General features: G+C 33.8%; 18 protein-coding genes and 1 riboswitch. Of the genes, 4 read left to right on the top strand and 14 right to left on the bottom strand.

Going from position 1 to position 22,685, the window contains the following annotated elements; translation table 11 throughout:
* Window positions 1–160: 160 nt before the first annotated feature.
* The 4 genes from sucD to ylqF all read right to left on the bottom strand — a co-directional run bounded on the left by sucD (window position 161) and on the right by ylqF (window position 4,003).
* The gene (sucD, locus tag BK821_RS08130; protein WP_046836241.1) at window positions 161–1,069 is read right to left on the bottom strand and encodes a succinate--CoA ligase subunit alpha; all 909 of its coding nucleotides are present in this window, start codon (window positions 1,067–1,069) and stop codon (window positions 161–163) included.
* A 21-nt stretch (window positions 1,070–1,090) separates the two neighbouring features.
* The gene (sucC, locus tag BK821_RS08125) at window positions 1,091–2,257 is read right to left on the bottom strand and encodes an ADP-forming succinate--CoA ligase subunit beta (protein ID WP_046836240.1); all 1,167 of its coding nucleotides are present in this window, start codon (window positions 2,255–2,257) and stop codon (window positions 1,091–1,093) included.
* Between the two features lie 107 nt (window positions 2,258–2,364).
* Window positions 2,365–3,135, bottom strand: a complete 771-nt coding sequence (locus BK821_RS08120) for a ribonuclease HII (protein ID WP_046836239.1) — start codon at window positions 3,133–3,135, stop codon at window positions 2,365–2,367.
* A gap of 7 nt (window positions 3,136–3,142) precedes the next feature.
* Window positions 3,143–4,003, bottom strand: a complete 861-nt coding sequence (ylqF, locus tag BK821_RS08115; protein WP_046836238.1) for a ribosome biogenesis GTPase YlqF — start codon at window positions 4,001–4,003, stop codon at window positions 3,143–3,145.
* A 402-nt stretch (window positions 4,004–4,405) separates the two neighbouring features.
* Between ylqF and BK821_RS08110 the strand changes: the two genes are divergently transcribed.
* A complete protein-coding gene (locus tag BK821_RS08110; protein ID WP_071331521.1) occupies window positions 4,406–6,985 on the top strand; it encodes a YfhO family protein in 2,580 nt (859 codons plus the stop codon).
* A gap of 51 nt (window positions 6,986–7,036) precedes the next feature.
* Window positions 7,037–9,646: a YfhO family protein gene (locus BK821_RS08105; protein ID WP_046836236.1), complete on the top strand. Its 2,610-nt coding sequence runs from the start codon at window positions 7,037–7,039 to the stop codon at window positions 9,644–9,646.
* Window positions 9,647–9,837: 191 nt separating this feature from the next.
* On the opposite strand, the gene rplS is transcribed toward BK821_RS08105, so the two are convergent.
* The 4 genes from rplS to rpsP all read right to left on the bottom strand — a co-directional run bounded on the left by rplS (window position 9,838) and on the right by rpsP (window position 12,069).
* Complete coding sequence (rplS, locus tag BK821_RS08100; RefSeq protein ID WP_046836235.1) at window positions 9,838–10,188, bottom strand: 50S ribosomal protein L19; 351 nt, start codon at window positions 10,186–10,188, stop codon at window positions 9,838–9,840.
* 101 nt (window positions 10,189–10,289) lie between these two features.
* Entirely contained in the window at window positions 10,290–11,027 is a 738-nt protein-coding gene (trmD, locus tag BK821_RS08095; RefSeq protein WP_046836234.1) for a tRNA (guanosine(37)-N1)-methyltransferase TrmD, read from the bottom strand.
* Window positions 11,027–11,533, bottom strand: coding sequence for a ribosome maturation factor RimM (gene rimM, locus BK821_RS08090; protein WP_046836233.1), 507 nt, complete (start codon window positions 11,531–11,533; stop codon window positions 11,027–11,029). The genes trmD and rimM overlap by 1 nt, the downstream gene beginning before the upstream one ends.
* Before the next feature lie 269 nt (window positions 11,534–11,802).
* Window positions 11,803–12,069 (bottom strand): 30S ribosomal protein S16, encoded by a 267-nt coding sequence (gene rpsP / locus BK821_RS08085; protein ID WP_046836232.1) that lies wholly within the window; start codon window positions 12,067–12,069, stop codon window positions 11,803–11,805.
* 413 nt (window positions 12,070–12,482) lie between these two features.
* Window positions 12,483–12,581: riboswitch (TPP riboswitch) on the top strand.
* A gap of 115 nt (window positions 12,582–12,696) precedes the next feature.
* On the opposite strand from rpsP, the gene BK821_RS08080 reads away from it, so the two are divergent.
* Complete coding sequence (locus BK821_RS08080) at window positions 12,697–13,449, top strand: 3-oxoacyl-ACP reductase (protein ID WP_046836231.1); 753 nt, start codon at window positions 12,697–12,699, stop codon at window positions 13,447–13,449.
* A gap of 33 nt (window positions 13,450–13,482) precedes the next feature.
* The gene (locus BK821_RS08075; RefSeq protein ID WP_371261097.1) at window positions 13,483–14,784 is read left to right on the top strand and encodes an LLM class flavin-dependent oxidoreductase; all 1,302 of its coding nucleotides are present in this window, start codon (window positions 13,483–13,485) and stop codon (window positions 14,782–14,784) included.
* Between the two features lie 99 nt (window positions 14,785–14,883).
* On the opposite strand, the gene ffh is transcribed toward BK821_RS08075, so the two are convergent.
* The 6 genes from ffh to BK821_RS08045 all read right to left on the bottom strand — a co-directional run bounded on the left by ffh (window position 14,884) and on the right by BK821_RS08045 (window position 22,660).
* Complete coding sequence (ffh, locus tag BK821_RS08070; RefSeq protein ID WP_046836229.1) at window positions 14,884–16,251, bottom strand: signal recognition particle protein; 1,368 nt, start codon at window positions 16,249–16,251, stop codon at window positions 14,884–14,886.
* Window positions 16,252–16,276: 25 nt separating this feature from the next.
* Entirely contained in the window at window positions 16,277–16,609 is a 333-nt protein-coding gene (locus tag BK821_RS08065; RefSeq protein ID WP_046836228.1) for a putative DNA-binding protein, read from the bottom strand.
* A complete protein-coding gene (gene ftsY, locus BK821_RS08060; RefSeq protein WP_046836227.1) occupies window positions 16,596–17,813 on the bottom strand; it encodes a signal recognition particle-docking protein FtsY in 1,218 nt (405 codons plus the stop codon). The genes BK821_RS08065 and ftsY overlap by 14 nt, the downstream gene beginning before the upstream one ends.
* Window positions 17,810–21,379 (bottom strand): chromosome segregation protein SMC, encoded by a 3,570-nt coding sequence (gene smc / locus BK821_RS08055; protein ID WP_071331520.1) that lies wholly within the window; start codon window positions 21,377–21,379, stop codon window positions 17,810–17,812. Before smc ends, ftsY begins: the two co-directional genes overlap by 4 nt.
* A gap of 81 nt (window positions 21,380–21,460) precedes the next feature.
* Window positions 21,461–22,171 carry a ribonuclease III gene (rnc, locus tag BK821_RS08050; protein WP_371261096.1) on the bottom strand — a complete coding sequence of 237 codons (711 nt, stop codon included), beginning with the start codon at window positions 22,169–22,171 and terminating at the stop codon, window positions 21,461–21,463.
* Window positions 22,172–22,426: 255 nt separating this feature from the next.
* Complete coding sequence (locus tag BK821_RS08045) at window positions 22,427–22,660, bottom strand: acyl carrier protein (RefSeq protein WP_046836224.1); 234 nt, start codon at window positions 22,658–22,660, stop codon at window positions 22,427–22,429.
* Window positions 22,661–22,685: the final 25 nt, after the last annotated feature.

Below are 22,685 nucleotides of genomic sequence, written 5' to 3'. Positions count from 1 at the left end.
ATAATTGCTTGATAGCTATGTTGGCAACTGATTTTCTACTATATGTAAACTAACATTAACGGTTTAAGCTAACCCTATTCCATGATTTTCATAAAAAATACACTTAAAATAGCGCAAACTCCGACATATTTTCGGAATTTGCGCTGCTAGATGCTAAAAATTATTGTTTTACAGTTAATAATTGCTCGTAAATGCCTGCTTCTTTAGCCGCTTCTATTAGTGTTGTACCAATTTCTGACGGCGTATCTGCTGTCTTAACACCACAACTGTTAAGTGTTTTAATTTTTTCTTCGGCAGTACCTTTACCGCCTGAAATAATCGCACCAGCATGGCCCATACGTTTACCAGGAGGTGCTGTTTGACCACCAACAAAACCTACTACTGGTTTTGTCATATTTTCTTTAATCCATTCAGCCGCTTCTTCTTCAGCAGTACCGCCGATTTCTCCAATCATAACTACTGCTTTAGTTTCATCGTCTTCATTGAATTCTTTTAATACATCTATAAAGTTTGTACCATTAACTGGATCTCCACCAATACCTACAGCAGTAGTTTGGCCAATACCTTCTTCAGTTAATTGATGTACAGCTTCATAAGTTAATGTACCTGAACGAGATACTACACCTACATGACCTTTTTTGTGAATGTATCCTGGCATAATTCCAATTTTACATTCGTCAGCAGTAATAACACCTGGACAGTTCGGTCCTACAACACGTGTTTTCTTACCTTCTGAATAACTTTTAACCTTAATCATATCAATAACAGGAATATGTTCTGTAATACAAATCGCTAAATCTAACTCAGCTTCAATACATTCCAAGATTGCATCTGCTGCAAATGGCGCAGGTACATAAATTACAGATACCGTAGCACCTGTTTCTTCTTTAGCCTCTTCTACAGTGTTGAATACTGGCACGCCTTCAACAACTTGTCCACCTTTACCAGGTGTTACCCCAGCAACAATTTGTGTACCATATTCAAGCATTTGTTGTGTATGGAAAAGGGCAGTTGACCCTGTGATACCTTGTACAATTACTTTTGTATTTTTATCAATAAATACGCTCATCTTAGTGCTCCCATCCTTTCCTTACGCTTCTTTAACAAGTTTTACGATTTTTTGTGCGCCTTCTGCCATAGTTGCAGCTGGTTCAATTGCTAATCCTGATTCCTTAAGAATTTCTTTACCTTTTTCCACATTTGTACCTTCTAAACGAACAACAAGTGGTAAAGTCAGTTCTACTTCTTTAACTGCAGCCACAATACCTTCTGCAATAATGTCACACTTCATGATGCCACCAAAGATATTAACAAAAATACCTTTAACATTCTCATCACCTAAGATAATTTTAAATGCTTCTGTGACTTTCTCTTTAGTTGCGCCGCCCCCTACGTCAAGGAAGTTTGCGGGATTTCCACCGAAGTGATTAATCGTATCCATAGTTGCCATAGCTAAACCAGCACCATTAACCATACAACCAATATCTCCATCTAAAGCAATATATGATAAATCATACTTAGAAGCTTCGATTTCTTTTGGATCTTCTTCTTCTAAGTCGCGTAATTCTTGGATATCTTTATGTCTGAATAATGCATTATCATCAAAATTCAATTTCGCATCTAACGCTAAAACGTTACCATCACCTGTAGTAACAAGTGGATTAATTTCAACGATTGAACAATCTTTTTCAATGAATACATTATAAAGTGATACTAAAAACTTAGCTGCTTTATTAATTGATTCTTTAGGAATATTAATATTGAAAGCAATTCTTCTTGCTTGATACGGTGCTAAACCGACAACTGGATCAATTGTTTCTTTGAAAATCTTTTCAGGTGTTTGAGCAGCAACCTCTTCGATTTCTGTTCCACCTTCTTCAGATGCCATCAAAGTCACTTTATCAGTTGCACGATCAATAACAAAACCAACATAATATTCTTTTTGAATATCACAGCCTTCTTCTATGTAAAGGCGTTTAATTTCTTTACCTTCAGGGCCAGTTTGATGCGTTACTAATGTCTTACCAATTAATTCATTTGCATAAGTTTCAACTTCAGAAAGTGATTTAGCTATTTTAACGCCGCCTGCTTTACCTCTACCCCCAGCGTGTATTTGAGCTTTCACTACATATACATCTGAATTTAATTCTTTTGCTTTTTCTACCGCTTCTTCAGCAGTAAATGCTACACGTCCTTCTGGGACAGCAACGCCCATAGAACGAAATATTGCTTTACCTTGATACTCGTGGATATTCATTCTCCATCCTCCTGTTTCTTAGGTTAAGTTCATAATCAATTATAAGAAATGAAAGCGCTATTGTAAACTGATTAAGTACACTTCTTTTAATTCTTTTAATTTACACATTAACTTTTAAGCGATTTAATTGGTTCAAAAGTCTTTCTGTGTTCATTTAAAATGCCGTGCTTTTTAATTCCTTCTAAATGCTGTTGCGTGCCATACCCTACGTTTTTTTCAAAACCATATCCTGGGCATTTAACTGCTAAATTTCGCATATATCTATCTCTATGTTCTTTAGCTAGTACACTCGCTGCAGCAATTGAAATACTTTTTGCATCACCCTTAATTATTGAGGTTTGCGGAATATCCACATTTAATGTCATTGCATCTATAAGTAAGTGTGTCGGTTTAACACTTAATCCTGATATTGCTCTTTCCATAGCAAGCTTAGTCGCTTCGTAAATATTAATTTCATCAATTTCGTCTACCGTGGCATAACCATACGCATAAGCATAAACATCCGCTAATAATTGGCGCTCTAAAATTTCTCTTTTACTAGCAGATAATTGTTTTGAGTCATTAAGCCCTGTAAAATGATGGTCTTCATTTAAAATTACTGCACAAGCTACTACAGGTCCTGCCAAAGGTCCACGTCCTACTTCATCTATGCCACAAATCAAGGATTCACTATCTTGGGCCAATATTTCATTTTCAAAACGTGACATTACTTTATAATTTTCCAATAGTAATTGTTGCTTATCTAATTCTTTTCGTCTACTCACAATCGCACTTTGGACGCCTTTTCTTTCATCATTATTAATAATTAGATTGTCTAATTCTTCCTTGGTTTCTATAGTTTGTAACATAGCCTTTATGTCTTTAATTGTTGGCTTCATAGTGCCCTTACACTTCCATTTCATTTACGATATCAAACGTATATGTGCCTATCTTAGCATTACGCACTTCATGAATAATTAAGTCTATTACTGCTTCATAATCTATTTCATTACCACGTCTCAACATACCTCTTCGACGACCTATTGCATCAAACCACTCAATATTATCTGCTTCTAAAGAGACATCAACATCATAATGTTTTTTTAGCCCTTCATAGTCATGTGCTTTCATAAATTCTAAGCCATATATGGCTACCTCATCTAAATGAACAATACTGTCCTTAATCGCTCCAGTAATACTTAATTTTTTACCAACTAACTGATCTTCAAATTTCGGCCATAAAATACCTGGAGTATCAAGTAATTGTAATGAAGTCCCTACTTTAATCCATTGTTGTTGTTTAGTTACACCAGGTGTGTTCCCTGTTTTAGTAACTGCTTTATTTGCTAATTTATTAATAAGTGTTGATTTCCCAACATTTGGAATGCCTACTATCATTGCTCTAATTGCACGTGGCTTCAATCCTTTGGCTTTCTCTTTTTCGAATTTTTCTTTTGTAGCTTTAATCGCAGCTTGTTCTACTAACTTCAACCCTTTACCATGTTTTGCATCAATTGATACTGGGAAATATCCCTTATCTTTAAAAAATGCTTCCCATTTTTCTAATTCTTTTAAATTAGCCATATCTTTTTTATTTAATATAACTACGCGTGGTTTGCGTTGAATGACTTCATCAATCATAGGATTTCGTGAACTGTAAGGAATACGTGCATCTACAAGTTCAAATACCACGTCAACTTTTTTTAATTGCTCGGAAACCTCTCTTTTTGCTTTAGCCATATGACCTGGATACCATTGAATTACCATTTATATCACCTTTCTTAATTCATTTTTTATTTATGAAACGTCAATTATTTTATATTTATTTACTTAATTCTTATGTGAATTAACAACAGACTATGAAATCATAACACGTTAGCAATATCTACTTAAATATAATAATCACACTATCATCGACTTATCTACAATTTTACAACATTATTCAACAATGCACCTCAATTATCTATAAATACTTAACCTTGCATTTATTAAAATTGATACTTTATAAATAAAATACTTTTGTTATTATAATTACTTATTAATTCTTCAAATACCTGCTTTTTAAAGATATGTATGTTTTAATATAAATCAATAGTTATCTTTATCTTATTTAAAGAAAAATCGTTACAATAGGATTATATTTATTACATATAATGGGAGATACTTTTTATGAAGCGCAAGATTCTTTACATATCACTATTTATGTTTCTCGCAATAATCGGTCACAGTTATGTTATATATAGATTCATTTATGATGGCGTCTTATTCACAGGGCCAAATGATGGGATGGAACAAATGGTCCCTATCCAAATGTACCTGTATGATAACTGGAGTCATGGTAATTGGTTCTACTCTTCTGACTTTGGTTTGGGCGGTGACTTTTTTACAGATTTAAGTTATTATTTTTCAACTAATATCATATTTATTTTTAACGTCCTAATCATTGTCACGCTTAAGGCTTTTATCCCTATGGATACTTCCGCTGTTATGTTTTGGATGACTAATGCGCTTATCATTTCCATCATTAAATCTACCTTTGCAATGGTTGCTACTTTTATTTATGCGAAGTATATATCTTTAAATCGTAAAGTAGCAATGCTTGCCGCGTTTATCTTTGTCATTTCGCCCTTATACTTTAGGTTTACGGTATACTGGCCATTTTTTAGTGATATTTTTATCTGGTTACCACTATTACTGTGGTCAATTGAACGTTTTTTTAAAAGTGGTAAAATTGGTGTTTTTATTATAGTAGTAACCATATCATTAATTAACAATTTCTACTTTGCCTATTACCAATTATTGACCGGTTTACTTTATTTTATTATTCGCATTATTTTTCGTCATAAGCAAGATATCATCCCAAGAGCAAAAGCTATTTTGACACTTTCGCTATCATCATTACTCGCTTTAGGTAGTAGCTTGTTTATATTTTTTCATGGTATTGAAAGTTATTTAAACAATAGACGTGTTTCATTTAAAGGCGATGTAGATTTCTTAGAACACTTTAATCGAAATACAAATCTTTTTTTTGATAATTATTTAATTGTAATTCTTTTTATTACCATTCAAGCTCTTTTATCTTTTAAATTATACAAACACTATTATTATAAATTATTTGCTTTTCTTACTTTATTTTCTATTTGCGCCAGTTTCTTTCCTTTTATTGATCAGTTATTTAATGGTTTATCGGCACCACAAAAACGTTGGCATTATTTAATCGCTTTTAGCTCAGCAATATTAATCGCACTATATACAAAATATTTTCGTACATTATCCATAAAAAATTATATTTTTTCTACATTAATTGGATTATCTTGTGTATTTATGAGTGCATGGTATTATGATGATTTTGTCGAGTGGATATGGTTTGTGCCAGTGGTAAGTTTAATAGGATTGCTTATTTTACTAGTTAATGAACCTTATGTGCGCGTCAACTTAACACAATTTTTCATTTTATCTATCATGATATTATCAATACTTGTCTCTATTGTATTTATACGCAATCAAATATACTATGAAGATCACATTCGACGTGGTAATGTACGTTACGCGACTGAAAGCCTATACGACTCTCCCCTACAACAACGCCTAGTGAATAAAATGAAGCAACACACAGGAGATGATGAGCGTATAGATTGGAGAGTAAATGACCAAGATAATACGCCTATGTACCAGCATTTTAAAGGTATGAGCTTATACTCTAGTATTTTTGATCATAATATCTTAGATTATTATTACGATGCATTAAAAATTAATATGCAAAATGAATCTGTAAGTATATATCAATCAACAAATGGTCGACAAAATATAGCCAGCTTATTTTCGGTACGCTATTTAATGATTAAAAATTACCAAGATAACATTCCGAGATATTTCAAAAAAATTAAAAGTGATGGACAATACCAAATATATAAAAATACTTTAACCCTTCCTTCTGTACGGATTACTGATAAAGTTTATGATGCTAAGCAATTGAAACACCCTGTAGATAGAGAACATGCAATGATTGATGGTGTTGTGATAAATCATCGCGGGCAATCTTATCCTCATAAAGCCGAGAATTTACTCAATCAGAGTGACATCACATATCATGATATCAATCATAAAAAAGAACACCTTATTCACATTGCTAAATCAAACGGCAGGATTCAAATTCATGTTCCTAAAAAGTTAAGCACCCGTTATAAAGATTTCTATGTAACGCTATTCGTTAAACGTGGGCGTCCCGATAGTAATTTTTCTGTAAATGTTAATGGGTATGTGAACAGTCGTTTGTTTAATAACTCTACTTATCGTACTGGGGTTGATACACAATTGTATAGAACTCAGCCAGATAAAAATGATAATATAAATATTGATCTTGCCCCGGGTGGCGATTACGAAGTAGATATCAAAGCACTACATGGGGTAAACTATCAAAACCTAATCAAAGCACATCATTCAAGTGATTTTGATCATCATTATAAAAATATTAAAAATGGTATTAAAGTTCATTTAGGACAACACAAAAAGGGTATTGCCTCTATAAACACACCTTATAGAAAGGGAATGCATGCATATATTGATGGGAAAAAAGTAAAACCATTTAAAGTTAATTATATGATGACAGGTGTGCCCGTATCAAAAGACAATAAAGAAATTGTAATTCAATATAGACCAAAGTATTGGTATACAATGATTGTTATTTCTAGCATATGTATTGTCGCAAGTGCTATCTGGGTATATTTTAGAAGAAAGAATAATATTTAATACGGCAAATAAATTATCTAAAAAGGAGTTTGTTAGAGATGAGGTATGGCCATGTTTAATAGACTTTGGTCTCACAAAGTTACACGTTTTATTTGTATAGCTTCAATGGGAATAGCAGTTGCCCTACTTTTATTCTCACCCTACATATATCGCTATTTGTCTCAAGGTATTGTCTTTAGCGGTTCTGGAGATGGCTATAGACAAATGATGCCGTTCCAAATGTATTTGTATGAACATTTAAGCCAATTCAAAGGATTTTATGATCAATCTTTTGGCTTAGGTGGCGATTATATTAAAGACCTATCTTATTACTATGCAACATCCCCTATTACTTTTATAAATTTTATTTTTGTGTGGATTTCAGATGTTGTATTTAATAGCAATCCTCATTCAATTGCATTTTGGGCAAGCAATCAATTAATTGTTTCATTTTTCAAGAGTGTAGCAACATTTATAATTGCTTTTTATTATTTTAGATATTTAAAATTAAAAGGTGGCATTGTTTTACTTGCCTCCCTATTATACGGCGCTTCAACTACAGTAATCTCCTTTAATTTTACATGGTCTTACTATGGGGATTTACTTATTTTCTTACCATTATCTTTATGGGCAATTGAACGTTTTAATAGAGAGAAAAAAATCGGATTGTTTATTTTTGCAATTGCATTAACACTATTTTCAAATTTCTATTTTAGTTATTATGAGGCTATCGTCCTTTTTGCTTATTACATATATAGAATCGTATATCCACATCCAAAAGATATTGCGACAAGAAAACAAAAGCTATGGGTGATACCTGTAGCAGCAGCATTAAGTTTATTGGTAAGTATATGGGGATTCTATACTGGTGTTTCTTCATTTTTACATAATGACAGAGTCAGCAATCCTCACTTTAAAATACCTTTATTCACTGATTTTGCACGTCAAAAACATTTTTTCACAAATGGTTTTTATATAACAGTTTCTATTATTGCTTTACAGGCTTTATTATCATTCAAATTATATCGTCATTATTATTACAAATTATTTGCGATTGCAACCTGGGTAATGCTTATCGGTTCTTTAACGCCATATTTTGATAGTATGTTTAATGGATTTTCGACTCCAGAACGTCGTTGGGTATACATTTTCGCACTAACAACAGCTGGATTAATCGCTCTATATATTCAACACATCTCTGAATTGACATTTTACACTTACGTCAAAACCGCTGTCCCATCAATACTCATCATGTTAGTAATGACGCTAATTGTTAAAAATGAGAAAATGACTTGGATGGTCGTGTGTCTCATTATTATGGTTTATCTCGGTATATTATTATACAATAAGAAGCTTTTCAACAAGCGTTGGTTCCCTATACTATTGGTATTGTTTATTATTCAACAAGGGCTAATTCTTTCAAATCATCATACGAATAATGTAAAGGGATATGAATCTACATTATCTGCAATAAAGGATTCATCCTATAAAAGTCCAAACCTAGCTAAAAAAATTAAAGATATCACTCAACGACGTGACAAAGATCCCTTTAGTAGAATCGACTATATGTCAAAATATGGACTAAACTCACCAATGATTTATCATTTTAATGGCATTGCCCTTTACTCTAGTATTTTCGATGGTGAAATACTAAAATATTATGACCAAACACTACAAATCAATATGCCAATAGATAAAAATAGTACCTACAGGTTGTTTAATAATCGAGCAAATTTAATGGCTTTGTGGGATGTGAATGACCGAATACGTCGTCCTCAAGATTTAAATATGACATATGGCTTTGAGTCTGAGGATGTTATCAAGCATGCAGATAATGAATTCTTTATTCATTCAACGAATCAAACTCCTTATCCAAGTGCACACATCACAGATAAAGTTTATAGTTCAAAGCAACTTAAATCACCTATGGATCAAGAACAAGCTATGTTACAAGGCGTTGTTTTTAACGGTCAAAATACACAGGCCAATAGTGATTTCAAGCCAAATGAAAACCTATTAAGTCATAGTTCTAGTTCATTAAAAGGTGCACACCGTGATGATAAAAATAATTTAATCGTTACTAATGATAATGGTGGCATAACATATCATTTGCCCCCTTCTCTTGCATACAAATATAAAGATATGTATGTCGAAATGGATGTCGAACTTTTATCACCAGATAAAGCGCACAGCGTGAGCTTAAACGACTATACACAACAACGTAATGAATTATCATATAAATATCGTCGTTTTGTTTCACCTGTTACCATGCGTGTTAAAGCAAACGAAGATTTGAACATCAAACTGCCTAAAGGTAAATATCGCTTTAATATCAAGGGGATTTATGGCGAAGATTATCATACACTCAAGCAAGCATCTAAAGATTTAGACGAAGTGAAAGTTGCAAAACAACGTAACGGTTACAACATAAAAAAAGACATTGAAGATAATGGGTATCTTGTTTTACCAATACCATATCGTGACGGCATGCATGCAAATGTTGATGGAAAAGCTGTTTCTGTCAAAAAAGGTAATGGTATCATGACTGTCATCCCAGTCAAAAAGGGTCAGGAAAATATAGAATTAAGATACACACCACCTTACTTATATATATTAATCACGCTCAGTATCATAGGCATAATATTAAGCATCGTCTTCGCAAAATTCATTAAATCTAAATAATTTTCAAATTTATGATAAATATTCATATAAACGACTTACATGTAGTATACCTAGTAAAATCGTCATTTCACTAGATATACTGATACTTATTTTTTAACAGCGTGAGCTTATAATATGAGTTCGAACGAAATATGTGCACAAAAAAAACGGTTCCTAAATTAGGAACCGTTTTTTCATGCTTATTATGCTGATTAACGAATTTCTTTAATTCTAGCAGCTTTACCACGTAATTCACGTAGGTAGTATAATTTAGCACGACGGACTTTACCGCGACGTTTAACTTCGATTGTTTCGATTTTTGGAGTGTGTAATGGGAATGTACGTTCCACACCAACACCTGAAGAAATCTTACGAACAGTGAAAGTTTCTGAGATACCTCCACCACGGCGTTTGATAACTACACCTTCGAATACTTGGATACGTTCGCGAGTACCTTCAATAATACGTACGTGAACTCTTAAAGTGTCACCTGGACGGAATGAAGGTATATCTGTGCGTAATTGCGATTGAGTTACTGCTTCAATTAATTTGTGATTGCTCATTATTTTTCTCTCCTTCAACCTATGTTCTTACCTTGACAAAATATAGCAGCGGACCATAGTGATTTTCGTGTGTCGCACACTTAAAATATATTAGCACACTGTCAGTCTTTTTTCAATTGATTTTTATATCTTTCTATTATATCTTTATCCTTATCCGTTAAAGTATAAGACTCTAATAAATCAGGACGTTTTTCAAATGTGCGTAAGATTTTTTGCTCGTGACGCCATGTTTCTATGTGTGCATGATTACCAGATAGCAATACATCAGGTACACCCATATCTTTATAATTGCGTGGACGTGTATACTGAGGGAACTCTAACAGTCCATCTTGAAATGAGTCATCTTCATGGGATTGTTGATTACCTAAAACGCCCGGTAATAGTCTAACTACAGCGTCTGTCATAACCATTGCTGGTAACTCACCGCCTGTTAGCACATAATCTCCCATTGATATTTCATCAGTAACCAAATGTTCTCTTATTCTTTCATCGTAACCCTCATAATGTCCACAAATAAATACCAAATGCTCTGATTCGCTCAATTCTTGTGCGATTTGTTGACTAAACGGTCGCCCTTGAGGACACATTAAGATGACGCGTGTGTCCTCTGTGTGTTCAATACTATCCATAGCATTGAACACAGGCTCCGGCTTCAATACCATCCCTTGCCCTCCACCAAATGGATAATCATCTACTTGGTTATGTTTGTTCTCAGCAAAATGTCTAAAATTCACGGTATTAACGTCTAACATTCCTTTTTCTTGAGCACGTTTCAAAATAGAATGATTTAGCACACCATCAAACATCTCTGGAAAAAGTGTTAAATAATCAATTTTCATTAATCTAATAACCCTTCCATAGGTGTGATTTTTATACTTCTACCTTCAACATCAATATCTTTGACGACATCTGCAATATAGGGGATAAGATATTCCTTATCACCTTTAACGACCCATACATCATTTGCACCGGTTTCAAATATTTCTATTACGCGACCAATCGGTGTATCTTCATCGTCAAAGACTGTACACCCAATAATATCTGAATAAAAATACTCATGCTCACCCAATTCAATTTCTTCATGATCACGCTCTTGCACTATCGTTTCACCTTTTAAATATTCAATATCATTAATATTATTAATGCCTTCAAAAGTGAGCATATGTAACCCTTTATGCATACGATATGAAGCAATCTTAAATTCAAGCGTTTCTTTTCCTTCACGTTCGATTTCCACGACTTCACCAGGTTGAAAACGCGTTTCTGTAAAGTCAGAATCTGATTTAATTTTAATTTCACCTTTTACGCCATGTGTATTAACGATTTTTCCTACTTCAACTTTCATATATGTTCCTCCGATAAAATATATATCCTAGGTGTCCCTAATTTTTATGTACGTTTTATTTTTTACGCTACCTATTATAACATGGATAAATCCATCTTAGTTATCAATCAACGTTGGAAATTATAAATTTAAGACAAGAACAAACGACTAACTGTGTGCCTTGTTTTCAATACCATTTCTAATATTAAACGTATTATTTTTAGCATTTAAAAAAAGAGCACCTGATTCGGTACTCTTACAAATGATATATTTGTGATATAAGTTTAAACTTATTTTTGATCGTCGAATTTTTTCAAGATACCTTCTTTTGATAAGATGTTGTGTACAGTATCTGTAGGTTTAGCTCCATCTTTTAACCATTTAAGCGCTAATTCTTCGTCGATTTTAACTTCTGGTGCATTCACGCTGCTAGGGTTATAAGTACCGATTTGTTGGATGTTACGACCATCACGTGGCGCACGAGCATCTGCTGCTACGATACGATAGAATGGATTTCTTTTAGAACCTAAACGTGTTAAACGTAATTTAACTGCCATTTATTTTCTCTCCTTTATATGTTCATAATTTTTATTTTCTACAAGAGATAATGATAACAGTACTTCCTACATTTGTAAAGAGTTTCTTCTTGACCTTTTTAAAATTATCGTCAAACCTTTATTAAATATCAATATGAAAGCTTTCATGTCATCTTACTAAAATGCATGTAATGCTTAATATATACTGACCAATGATTACTTTTTTCCAACAAATTCAAAAGCACTTTATATATTATACGTTGATACATTGCTTAATAGCTTCATTTCAACAATCAAAGTGAAATGCATTTTACTTATAACATCATATTGTCTTTCTCCCCAGTTTCATCCAATATTTCACTTTCTTATATACCTTCAAGAGCACCACTTGACATCTGAATATATAAAATATACATTGAAGATAAATTAAATAATAATAGCACTAGGGGTGTTTTAAACTGAGATGAGTTCTACTCAAACCCTTTGAACCTGATCTAGCTAAATCTAGCGGAGGAAAGTGTGAATGATTTCGTATTTTATAGAGAAAACGATTCTACTATAAATATACTGTTATTTTTTCATACACAACTTTCTATAGTGAAGGTTGTGTTTTTTTATTTAGTAAACATTTGAATAGGAGTGATTTATATGAATAAAACAGTACTAGTAACTGGCAGTAGTCGAGGTTTAGGCGCAGTTATTGTTAGAACATTATCTCAGCAAGGATATAACGTTATCATTAATTATTTTCAAAATAAAGTACTGGCTGAGCAACTAGTATCTGAAATTGGCGAACATCAAGCAATAGCTATTCAAGCTGATGTTACAAATAAAAATGATGTCGAAAAATTAATAGCACAAGCTACAGAATATTTTGGTCATATCGATGCGGTAGTTAATAATGCATTAGTTGGGTTCAAGTTTGACCCTACACAGCAAAAACCTTTCAAAGACTTATCTTGGGACGATTATCAGCAACAACTCGATGGTACTTTAAAATCAGCATTTAACGTCATTCAAAGTGTATTACCCCAATTTTCAGAAAGACAATCTGGTGCCATTATTTCTATTGGTACTAATTTATATCAAAATCCTGTGGTGCCTTATCATGAATATACAACAGCGAAAGCTGGTCTTATTGGGTTAACACGTAACATTGCAGCAGAATTAGGTCAGTTTGGCATTACAGCTAATGTTGTATCAGGCGGCTTATTAAAAACCACAGATGCCAGTGCTGCTACCACTGCTGAAGTATTTGATCTGATTGCACAGACAACACCTTTGAAAAAAGTTACCGCTCCACAAGACGTTGCCAATATGGTGGCCTATTTAGTATCTGATCAAGCAAAAGGTATAACAGGACAGAACTTTACCATTGATGGTGGTTTAACTATGAATTAATAATTTGAAATTTGGAGGCATCTCGTAATGACTATGGATTCTAAGAAACATCTCAATATTGGTATATTAATATATGCTTGTGGCCATCACCAAGCTGCTTGGTTAATGCCTGATTCAAGCGTTGAACGTGTAGGAGATATATCCTATTATCAAGAGCTAGCACAAATATCTGAGCAAGGTTTATTTGATGCTGTGTTCTTTGCAGACAATCATTCATTCCCAGCAAAGTCTGAAAGTGATATGCCAGCATTTTGGTTTGACCCTATAGTAAGTTTAACTGCAATTTCGCAAGTAACTCATCACATTGGCCTCGTAGCCACTATTTCCAGTACGTTTTCCAATCCTTTTACAGCATCTCGTCAGCTCTTAAGTTTAGACCATGTTACTCAAGGTCGTGTAGGTTGGAACCTTGTTACTTCAATGACTGATTTAGAAGCTTTTAACCATAGTATGCCAGCACTTCCACCACGCGAAGAAAGATATGCAAAAGCTCATGAATTTGCTCAACTGATGAATAAGCTATTTAGCTCTTGGGACTATAATGACTTTTCACATAATCGTAAAGACAATCATTTAATTCATTCATCACATATACACCCTTTCAATCACGAAGGAAAGTTCTTTAATGTAAAAGGTCCATCTACTACACCCCGTAGCCCTCAAGGCAAACCAGTAGCAATGCAAGCGGGTGCATCAAGCCAAGGCATAGCACTAGCTGCAAAATATGCTGATGCTGTTTATGCTGTTGCATGGAATTTAAAACAAGCAAAGGCCTTTCGTCAGAAACTTGACGAACAGTTACTGAGTGAAGATCCAAACAGACAACATATCAAGGTCTTCCCTGGTTTAGTTACATATGTAGGTGAGACATATGAAGCAGCATATGCAAAAAAACAAAAATTAGACGAAGCGCTACCAGTTGAAACTGCATTAAAGCAATTGAGCTTTTTCATACAACAAGACTGCCATAACTGGGATTTAGATAAACCTGTCCCACCATTACCTCCAGTTGAATCGTTTACAGGCCCTGTAGGTCGTTATGAGACAGTCCTTGAAATCATCCAAGACACGAATCCTACGTTAAGAGAACTACTAGGTTATCTCAATGCTGGTGGTGGACACTTAACTTTAATTGGCACACCAAAAGACATTGTAGACACTATGGAACTGTGGATGGATTGTGGTGTCGCTGATGGTTTTAATTTGATGCCTCCTGTACTTCCAAACAGTTTGGAAGATTTTGTAAATCTGATTATTCCTGAGCTGCAAAAAAGAGATTTATTTAGGTCCTCTTACGATGGTACAACTTTCCGAGAACATCTTGGCTTAATATAATATATCATGGTCAATAAAAAAGGTAGTTCCCACTTTTAGGAAACTACCTTTTTTTTATTTGATTTTCTAACTAGCAACTTATTTATAGCAAACGAATAACTAAAATGGTAAGTTCATGCCATTTAACATATTTTCCATTTGTTTACGTTTACCTTTTTTACCTTTGCCTCCGCCAGAAAATTGTTTCATCATTTTTTTCATTTCGTTAAATTGTTTCATTAATCTGTTCACTTCTTGTACAGAACGACCTGAACCTTTAGCGATACGTTTTTTTCGAGATACATTCAATGTATCTGGATTATTTCTTTCGGTTGGCGTCATTGATTGTATGATGGCTTTAATATGATCAATTTGTTTATCATCCATGTTCAAATTATCTAAGCCTTTCATTTTATTCATACCCGGCACCATTTTCATAATATCATCTAATGGTCCAAGACTTTTAACTTGGTCTAATTGATCCAAGAAATCATCCAACGTAAATGAAGATGTACGCATTTTCTTCTCTAGGTCTTTAGCTTTATCTTCATCTACATCTTGTTGTGCTTTCTCAATTAAACTTAATACATCTCCCATTCCTAAGATACGAGATGCCATACGTTCAGGATGGAATGGTTCTAAACCATCAAGTTTTTCACTCATACCTACAAACTTAATCGGTTTTTGAGTTACGGAACGAATTGATAACGCTGCACCACCACGAGTATCGCCGTCTAATTTTGTAAGTGTTACACCTGAAACTTCAAGTTGATCATCAAATGATTGGGCTACATTAACTGCATCTTGACCTGTCATTGCATCGACAACTAGCATAATTTCATCTGGTTTGGTAATTTCTTTAACATCACTTAATTCTTCCATTAATGCTTCATCCACATGCAAACGCCCAGCTGTATCAATAATCACAAAGTCTAAGTGTTCCTCTTTAGCATGTTTTATTGCATTTTCTACAATTTGTTGTGGTTTCACTTGGTCGCCTTCACTGTATACAGGAATGTCGATTTGTTTACCTACAGTTTGTAACTGATCAATAGCTGCTGGACGATAAATATCTGCCGCTACCAGCATTGGTTTTTTATTATACTTCTTACGCATAAGCAGTGCTAATTTACCTGCTGTCGTGGTTTTACCTGCACCTTGTAAGCCGACCATCATTACAACAGTTGGCGGTTTGTTAGCCATAGTAATCGTAGCATTTTCTCCACCCATAAGTTGAGTAAGTTCTTCCTGCACTATTTTGATTACTTGTTGTCCAGGTGTTAATGATTTCATTACATCTGAACCTAAAGCTCTATCTGATACAGTTTTGACAAATTCTTTTACGACTTTAAAGTTAACATCGGCTTCTAACAATGCCAATCTTACTTCACGCATCATTAGTTTAATATCTGCTTCCGTAACTTTACCTTTGCCTCGAATTTTTTGCATCGTTCCTTGTAAACGATCGGATAATCCTTCAAATGCCATATCAAATACCCTCCTTTTTAATCATCTATTCTAAATCTTCAAGTGATTGAATGTATTGTTTTATTTTTTCTGGATCATTCATATGTTCTTTCATTTTCCCGTATATATCTTGTCTTTGTTCAAAGTTTTTATATAAGCCCAACTTTTCTTCATAATCTTCTACTAAGTCGCCAGTTCTTCTTATATTATCATAAACTGCTTGACGACTCACATCAAAAGTATCAGCGATTTCACTTAAAGAATAATCTTGTAAATAAAATAGTTCTAAATAATTACGCTGCTTATCAGTTAACAAAGATTGATAAAAATCAAATAGATAATTCATTCGAATTGTTTTAATTAAATCATTTTGACTCATTAGAATTACCTTCTAAGTCATCATCTTCGGACTTTGGTGCTGCTATTTCGTCAGCTTCATCAACATTTTGTTCAATCATATCAGCAAATAGTCCATATACATAGCTTTCAGGATTAAATGGTTGTAAATCATCTAACTTTTCACCTAAGCCAACGTATTTAACAGGTATATGCAGTTCATTACGTATCGCTAATACGATACCACCTTTAGCAGTACCATCTAGTTTTGTTAACACTATACCTGTAACATTTGTCACTTCTTTAAATGATTTTGCTTGTGATAATGCATTTTGTCCAGTAGTAGCATCTAAGCAAAGTAACACTTCGTGAGGTGCTTCGGGTACAGCACGTCCAATTACACGTTTTACTTTTTCTAATTCATTCATTAAATTAGATTTGTTTTGTAAACGTCCCGCAGTATCACAAATTAAAATGTCTACTTCTTTACTTTTAGCTGCATTAATAGCGTCGTACATCACTGCCGCAGGATCTGATCCTTCACTTTGGCTCATCACTTCAACACCAACGCGTTCTCCCCACACTTTAAGTTGTTCTATCGCACCAGCTCTAAATGTATCACCAGCTGCAAGCATAACTTTTTTGCCTTCAGATTTATAACGATGTGCTAATTTACCAATCGTAGTTGTCTTACCTACACCATTCACGCCCACCATAAGAATCACATTAAGACGACCATCTTCCAAGTCCATTACTTCTGAATTTTCTTCGTCTTGATGATAGATTTCAACAATTTTTTCCACAATGACTTCACGCAAATCTTCAGTTTCAGAAATATTGCGGCGTTGCGCTTCTTCACGTAATTCTTCTACAAGTTGCATGACGGTGTTAAACCCGACATCAGCAGTAATAAGCATTTCTTCTAGAGCTTCAAAGAAATCTTCATCTACTTTACGATAACGTGCAATCAAGTTGTTTAATTGCTCTTGGAAATTTTCACGTGATTTTTCTAAACCAGCTTTAAATTTTGCTCCGAGTTGTTGCGCTTCAATTTCTTCAAAGTCTTCAATTGAAATCAAGCCATCTTCATCAAAATCTGCTTCTTTTAATTTTTTAGGTTTTTTTGAGGTTTTATCTTTGTCCTCATCACTATTTTGTTCAGTTTCTAGTTGTTCTAATTGTTCATCTTGTTGTTGATTTTCATCTGAACCTGAAAATTTATTTTTTAATCGTTTGAAAAAGCTCATGCTTGTTCCTCCTTCATGACTTTATCTATCGTATTTAAATTAACACTTACCAATTTTGATACACCTGATTCTTGCATGGTAACACCATATAGACAATCTGAAAATTCCATCGTCCCTTTTCGGTGAGTAATTACGATAAACTGTGTTTGATCTGATAATTTTTTAAGGTACTGAGCATAGCGTATAACGTTTGCTTCATCTAATGCTGCTTCTACTTCATCTAAGATAACAAACGGAGCCGAACGTACTTTTAAGATAGCAAATAATAGAGCAATTGCACTCAACGCACGTTCTCCACCACTTAATAAAGATAGGTGTTGCAATTTTTTTCCAGGAGGTTGAACAATGATATCCACCCCTGCTGTTAAATAATCATCACCTGACAAACGTAACTCAGCTTGTCCACCACCAAACAATGACTTAAATACTTCTGAGAAATAACCTTGTACTGCAAAAAACGTCTCTTTAAAACGATCTTTTACTTCTTGATCCATTTCTTCAATAATTTGTTCTAGCGTTAACTTTGCTGCTCTTAAATCTGTACGCTGTTCATCTAAGAATGTATAACGTGTATTAATTTCTTCAAATTGCTCAATAGCATTTAAATTAACTGGTCCAAGTTCTTCTATGGACATTTTTGTTAATTTAACTTTTTTACGTATTACATCGATATCTTCATCTAAATCGTATAATTGACTCGCGCGTTCATAAGTTAAATGATAATCTTCACTTAAGTGGTCAATAGCATAATTGATTAACACGTCAAGTCGAGACTGTTCAGACTTAATGTCTTGGTAGCGATTTTCGATTGATAAAATATCTTGATTAGCTTCTTGTAATTGCTGATCTGTCGCTTCTATTGTATCATTTAAAGCCGTTCTACGCGATTTGATTTCTTCAAGTGTCGTCATCAAATTATCTCTATCTGCCTTACTTTCAGTGATACTACTTTGAATTGTTTCAAAAGCCTTTTCGCCGGTCATTTCATCTGAATTAAACAAACTTATTTGTTCATCTAATTTCTGCTGTTGATCTGCTACGTGAAGCAACTGTTTTTCCAGCCTTGACTTCGTTTGTTGTTGGCTATTGAGTCGCTCTTTTACTACAGCTAAATCAGATTGCTTTTGATGTAATTGTTGTTGCATTTGTGTTGTACTTTCTTTGCCTTCTTTCGACAATTTAGTGTATAAGTCAATATCACCCTCTAATTGTTGTAATTGACCTTTTATTTCATCTAATCTTTGCTTTTTATCTATGAGCGTTTGTTTACTCGTTTCACTCTGATATCCGTCATTTTTTTCAAATTCAAATTCTTCATGTTCATCTTTGATGTGTGCTTCTTTTTTACGTAAACGATCTAATTCTAATTCGCAATCATGCACTGTTTGCTTTAAGTTATTGTAACTTTGACTTGTATCAAAATATTTTTCACTTATTTCATCAGATTGTGCTTTAACTGTTTGAAATTGTTTTTCGAATTCAATGGTTTGCTGTTGGTAGTCTTCTAATTGTTTACGCATAGTTGTTAACTCGTCTTTTTGAGCTAAAATACTTTTCGTTTTACGATCACCGCCGCCAGTCATTGAACCACCAGGGTTAACAATATCACCTTCTAACGTTACTATTCGTGTACGGTAACGAATTGAACGTGCAAGCTCATTCGCATGCTTTAAGTCATCCACAATAATTGTATTGCCAAGTAAGTTTTGTATTACATTTTGATATGCTTGATCAACTTGTATAGCTTGTGCGGCAACATTAATAAAGCCATGCGTATCTTGTGCAATCTTTAAAATATCGCTACCCAATTGTCTTGGTTGAATGATATTTAATGGTAAAAACGTGGCTCTTCCCAAACCATGTTGCTTTAAATATTGAATCGCTTGTCTACCGTCTTTTTCAGAATCCACAATGACATGTTGTAATGATGCACCTAACGCCGTTTCAATCGCTTTCGTTAACTCCGAAGGCACTTGAATAATTTCTGCTACTGCGCCATGTATACCAGAAAGCTTGTCATTTTTAGCTTTAAGTATGTGTTTTACGCCGTTGAAGAAATAACTGTATTCTTCTTGTTGTGTAGATAAGCTATCTATACGTGATTTTAGCTTGTCGTTAAAACGATAAGCTTGGTGTAATTTCTCTTCATATGTTTCTTGTTGTTGTTTGAGTTCGGTTAATTTGCGTTCGTATTTATTTAACTGTTGCTCTGACTGTTGCAGTTCTTTTTGTGTACTTTGACGTTGTTTGTCTGCATCATTAATATCACTTTGAATGTTTTTCAATTCTTCATATGCTTCAATTAATCTTGAATCTAAACGTGATTGCTTGGACTCATTTTCTTGAATTGTGTGTTCTAAAAAACGAATATCATTATTGACATCAGATTGCTCAGACATCAATTGATAGTACTTATCTTTAATTTTTTCTAACTTTTCATCATGTTGTTCATCTGTAACATAAAGTTGTGATTCAAAGTGATGTATTTTTTCATTTAATTCTTTTTGTTGTTGTTTTAATTGATCAATCTTTGTCTGTGCCTCTGTCTGTTCTTCTTTAAGTGTATATGATTGATGCTCTAAGCTTGCTTGCTCTTCTTCAAACCTCGCATTTGTTTCAGATTGATTCTTTTTTCGTTCTTCTAAAACTTTAAGCTGTCCTGCATATTTTTCAACATCTTCTGTTGCTTTAACTAATTGAAAGTTCAACGTTTCTATTTGATTATCAATTTGTTGGCGCTCAGATTTATATTTATTTAATGCTTGCGTATGTTGTACTTTTTCTGCATCTTTAGCTTCTTGTTGGCTCTTTAAGAAGTTTAAATTGTCATCGAGTTCATGGATACTTTTACTATATTGTTCAATATCGTGCACTGTAACTAGTACGTCACTTTTTTCCATCTCTTGAGAAAGGTGCTTATATTCTTTAGCAATTGCTGCTTCCTCTCTTAAAGGCTCGACGCGCCCTTCTAAGTCATATAAAATATCTTCTACTCGAGAAAGGTTATCTTCAGTTTGATCTAATTTTTGTACAGCGGTCGCCTTACGTTTCTTGTACTTTAGCACACCTGCAGACTCTTCCAATATTTGTCGTCTATCCACAGGTTTTGCATTTAATATTTCATCGACACGACCTTGTGAAATAATGCTAAATGCTTCTTTACCTAAGCCAGAGTCTAAAAACAAATCCACAATATCTTTTAATCTGGCACGTTCGTTATTAAGATAGTATTCGCTTTCACCACTTCTATATAATCGACGTGTAACCAACACTTCAGGTGCCTCTATTTGTAATTTACCAGAACTATTATCTAACTTTAATCTTACTTCTGCATAGTTTTGAGCTTTTCTATGTTCAGCCCCTGAGAAGATAATATCTTCCATTTTAGCACCACGAAGTGATTTGGCTGATTGTTCACCTAGTACCCATTTGATTGCATCGGTGATATTACTTTTCCCACTGCCGTTCGGTCCAACAATTGCTGTTACTCCTTCATCGAACTGTACATTTGTATGTTCAGCAAAAGATTTAAACCCAACGGCATCTATTGATTTCAAATATACCATGTTATGCTCCTTAATCATTACATTGCCAGTGAGAAGATTTATAACAACGTATTCTTTATTTCGTATGACATAATCACAAAGTTATAACCCTTTGTTTTTCATTAATTTATATGCACTTTCCGCTGCTTTTTGTTCTGATTCTTTTTTAGTCTTGCCTTTACCTTCAGCTACAGCAATATCCTCTAGAATAACCTCTGATGTGAACAAACGATGATGTGCAGGACCTTCTTCGTTTATTAGACGATAGGTCACATCACCTTTGTTTTGCTGATGGACATATTCTTGAAATTGCGTTTTAAAATCCACCACACCATCAAGTTCATCATCCTCCACATATGGGAAAATAATTTTTTCAGCAAACTTCCATACAGAAGGTAAACCTTGATCTAAGTATAAAGCACCCACAAACGCTTCAAAAGCATCTGAAACAAGTGATGGTCGCGTTCTTCCACCTGTTTTTTCCTCACCTTTTCCTAATAAAATAAGATCATTAAGCTGAATTTTTTTGGCAAATATTACAAGTGAAGGCTCACAAACAATTGTTGCACGCATTTTTGTTAAATTACCTTCAGGCAATTCTGGATATTTATCGAACAAATAGCGTGAAACCGTCAATTCTAATACCGCATCTCCTAAAAATTCTAATCGTTCATTATGATCTAAACGATCCATATTAAAATCATTGATAAAACTAGAATGCGAAAATGCTTGTTGATATAATTCTACTTGATTAAAATCCAATTCTAATTCTTGCATCTTTTGAGCAAACCTTTTTTGGAATGCTTGAACCATTTCTGTTTTCTTATTATTGGTCAATCTCTTTCCTCCTCAGATTTACAGCTAGACTACCCATACATCCTTATATTTTACGTGATTTTAACATAAAACTAAAGAAAAAACTGTTTACTTCAGCCGTCATTCAACGACTGCCATTCACGAATTCAATACATTTAATACACCTATATATATTTCTCCTTGATTAAGCGCTACTATTTTTAGCCAATAAAAAATCTGAGCCGTAATTTCAACGACTCAGATATTTGTTTATTATTTTTCAATGCTATTGATAAAACTAACTGCATCACCAACAGTGTTGATTTTTTCAGCTTCTTCATCAGGAATTTCAGTACCAAATTCGTCTTCTAATTCCATAACTAATTCAGCGATGTCAAGTGAGTCAGCGCCTAAATCATCTTTAAAAGATGCTCCTTCAGTTACCTTTTCAGCGTCAACCCCTAGACGGTCAACAATGATATCTTTTACTTTGTCAAAGTTTTCCACGTCGATTCACCTCCTTTAAAAAAAT

Origin of the sequence: Staphylococcus sp. LCT-H4, assembly GCF_001866145.1 — a bacterium.
Taxonomy (GTDB): domain Bacteria; phylum Bacillota; class Bacilli; order Staphylococcales; family Staphylococcaceae; genus Staphylococcus; species Staphylococcus succinus.
The sequence above is the reverse complement of the archived record's forward strand: the minus strand, read 5'-3'. Positions and strand labels throughout refer to the sequence as shown.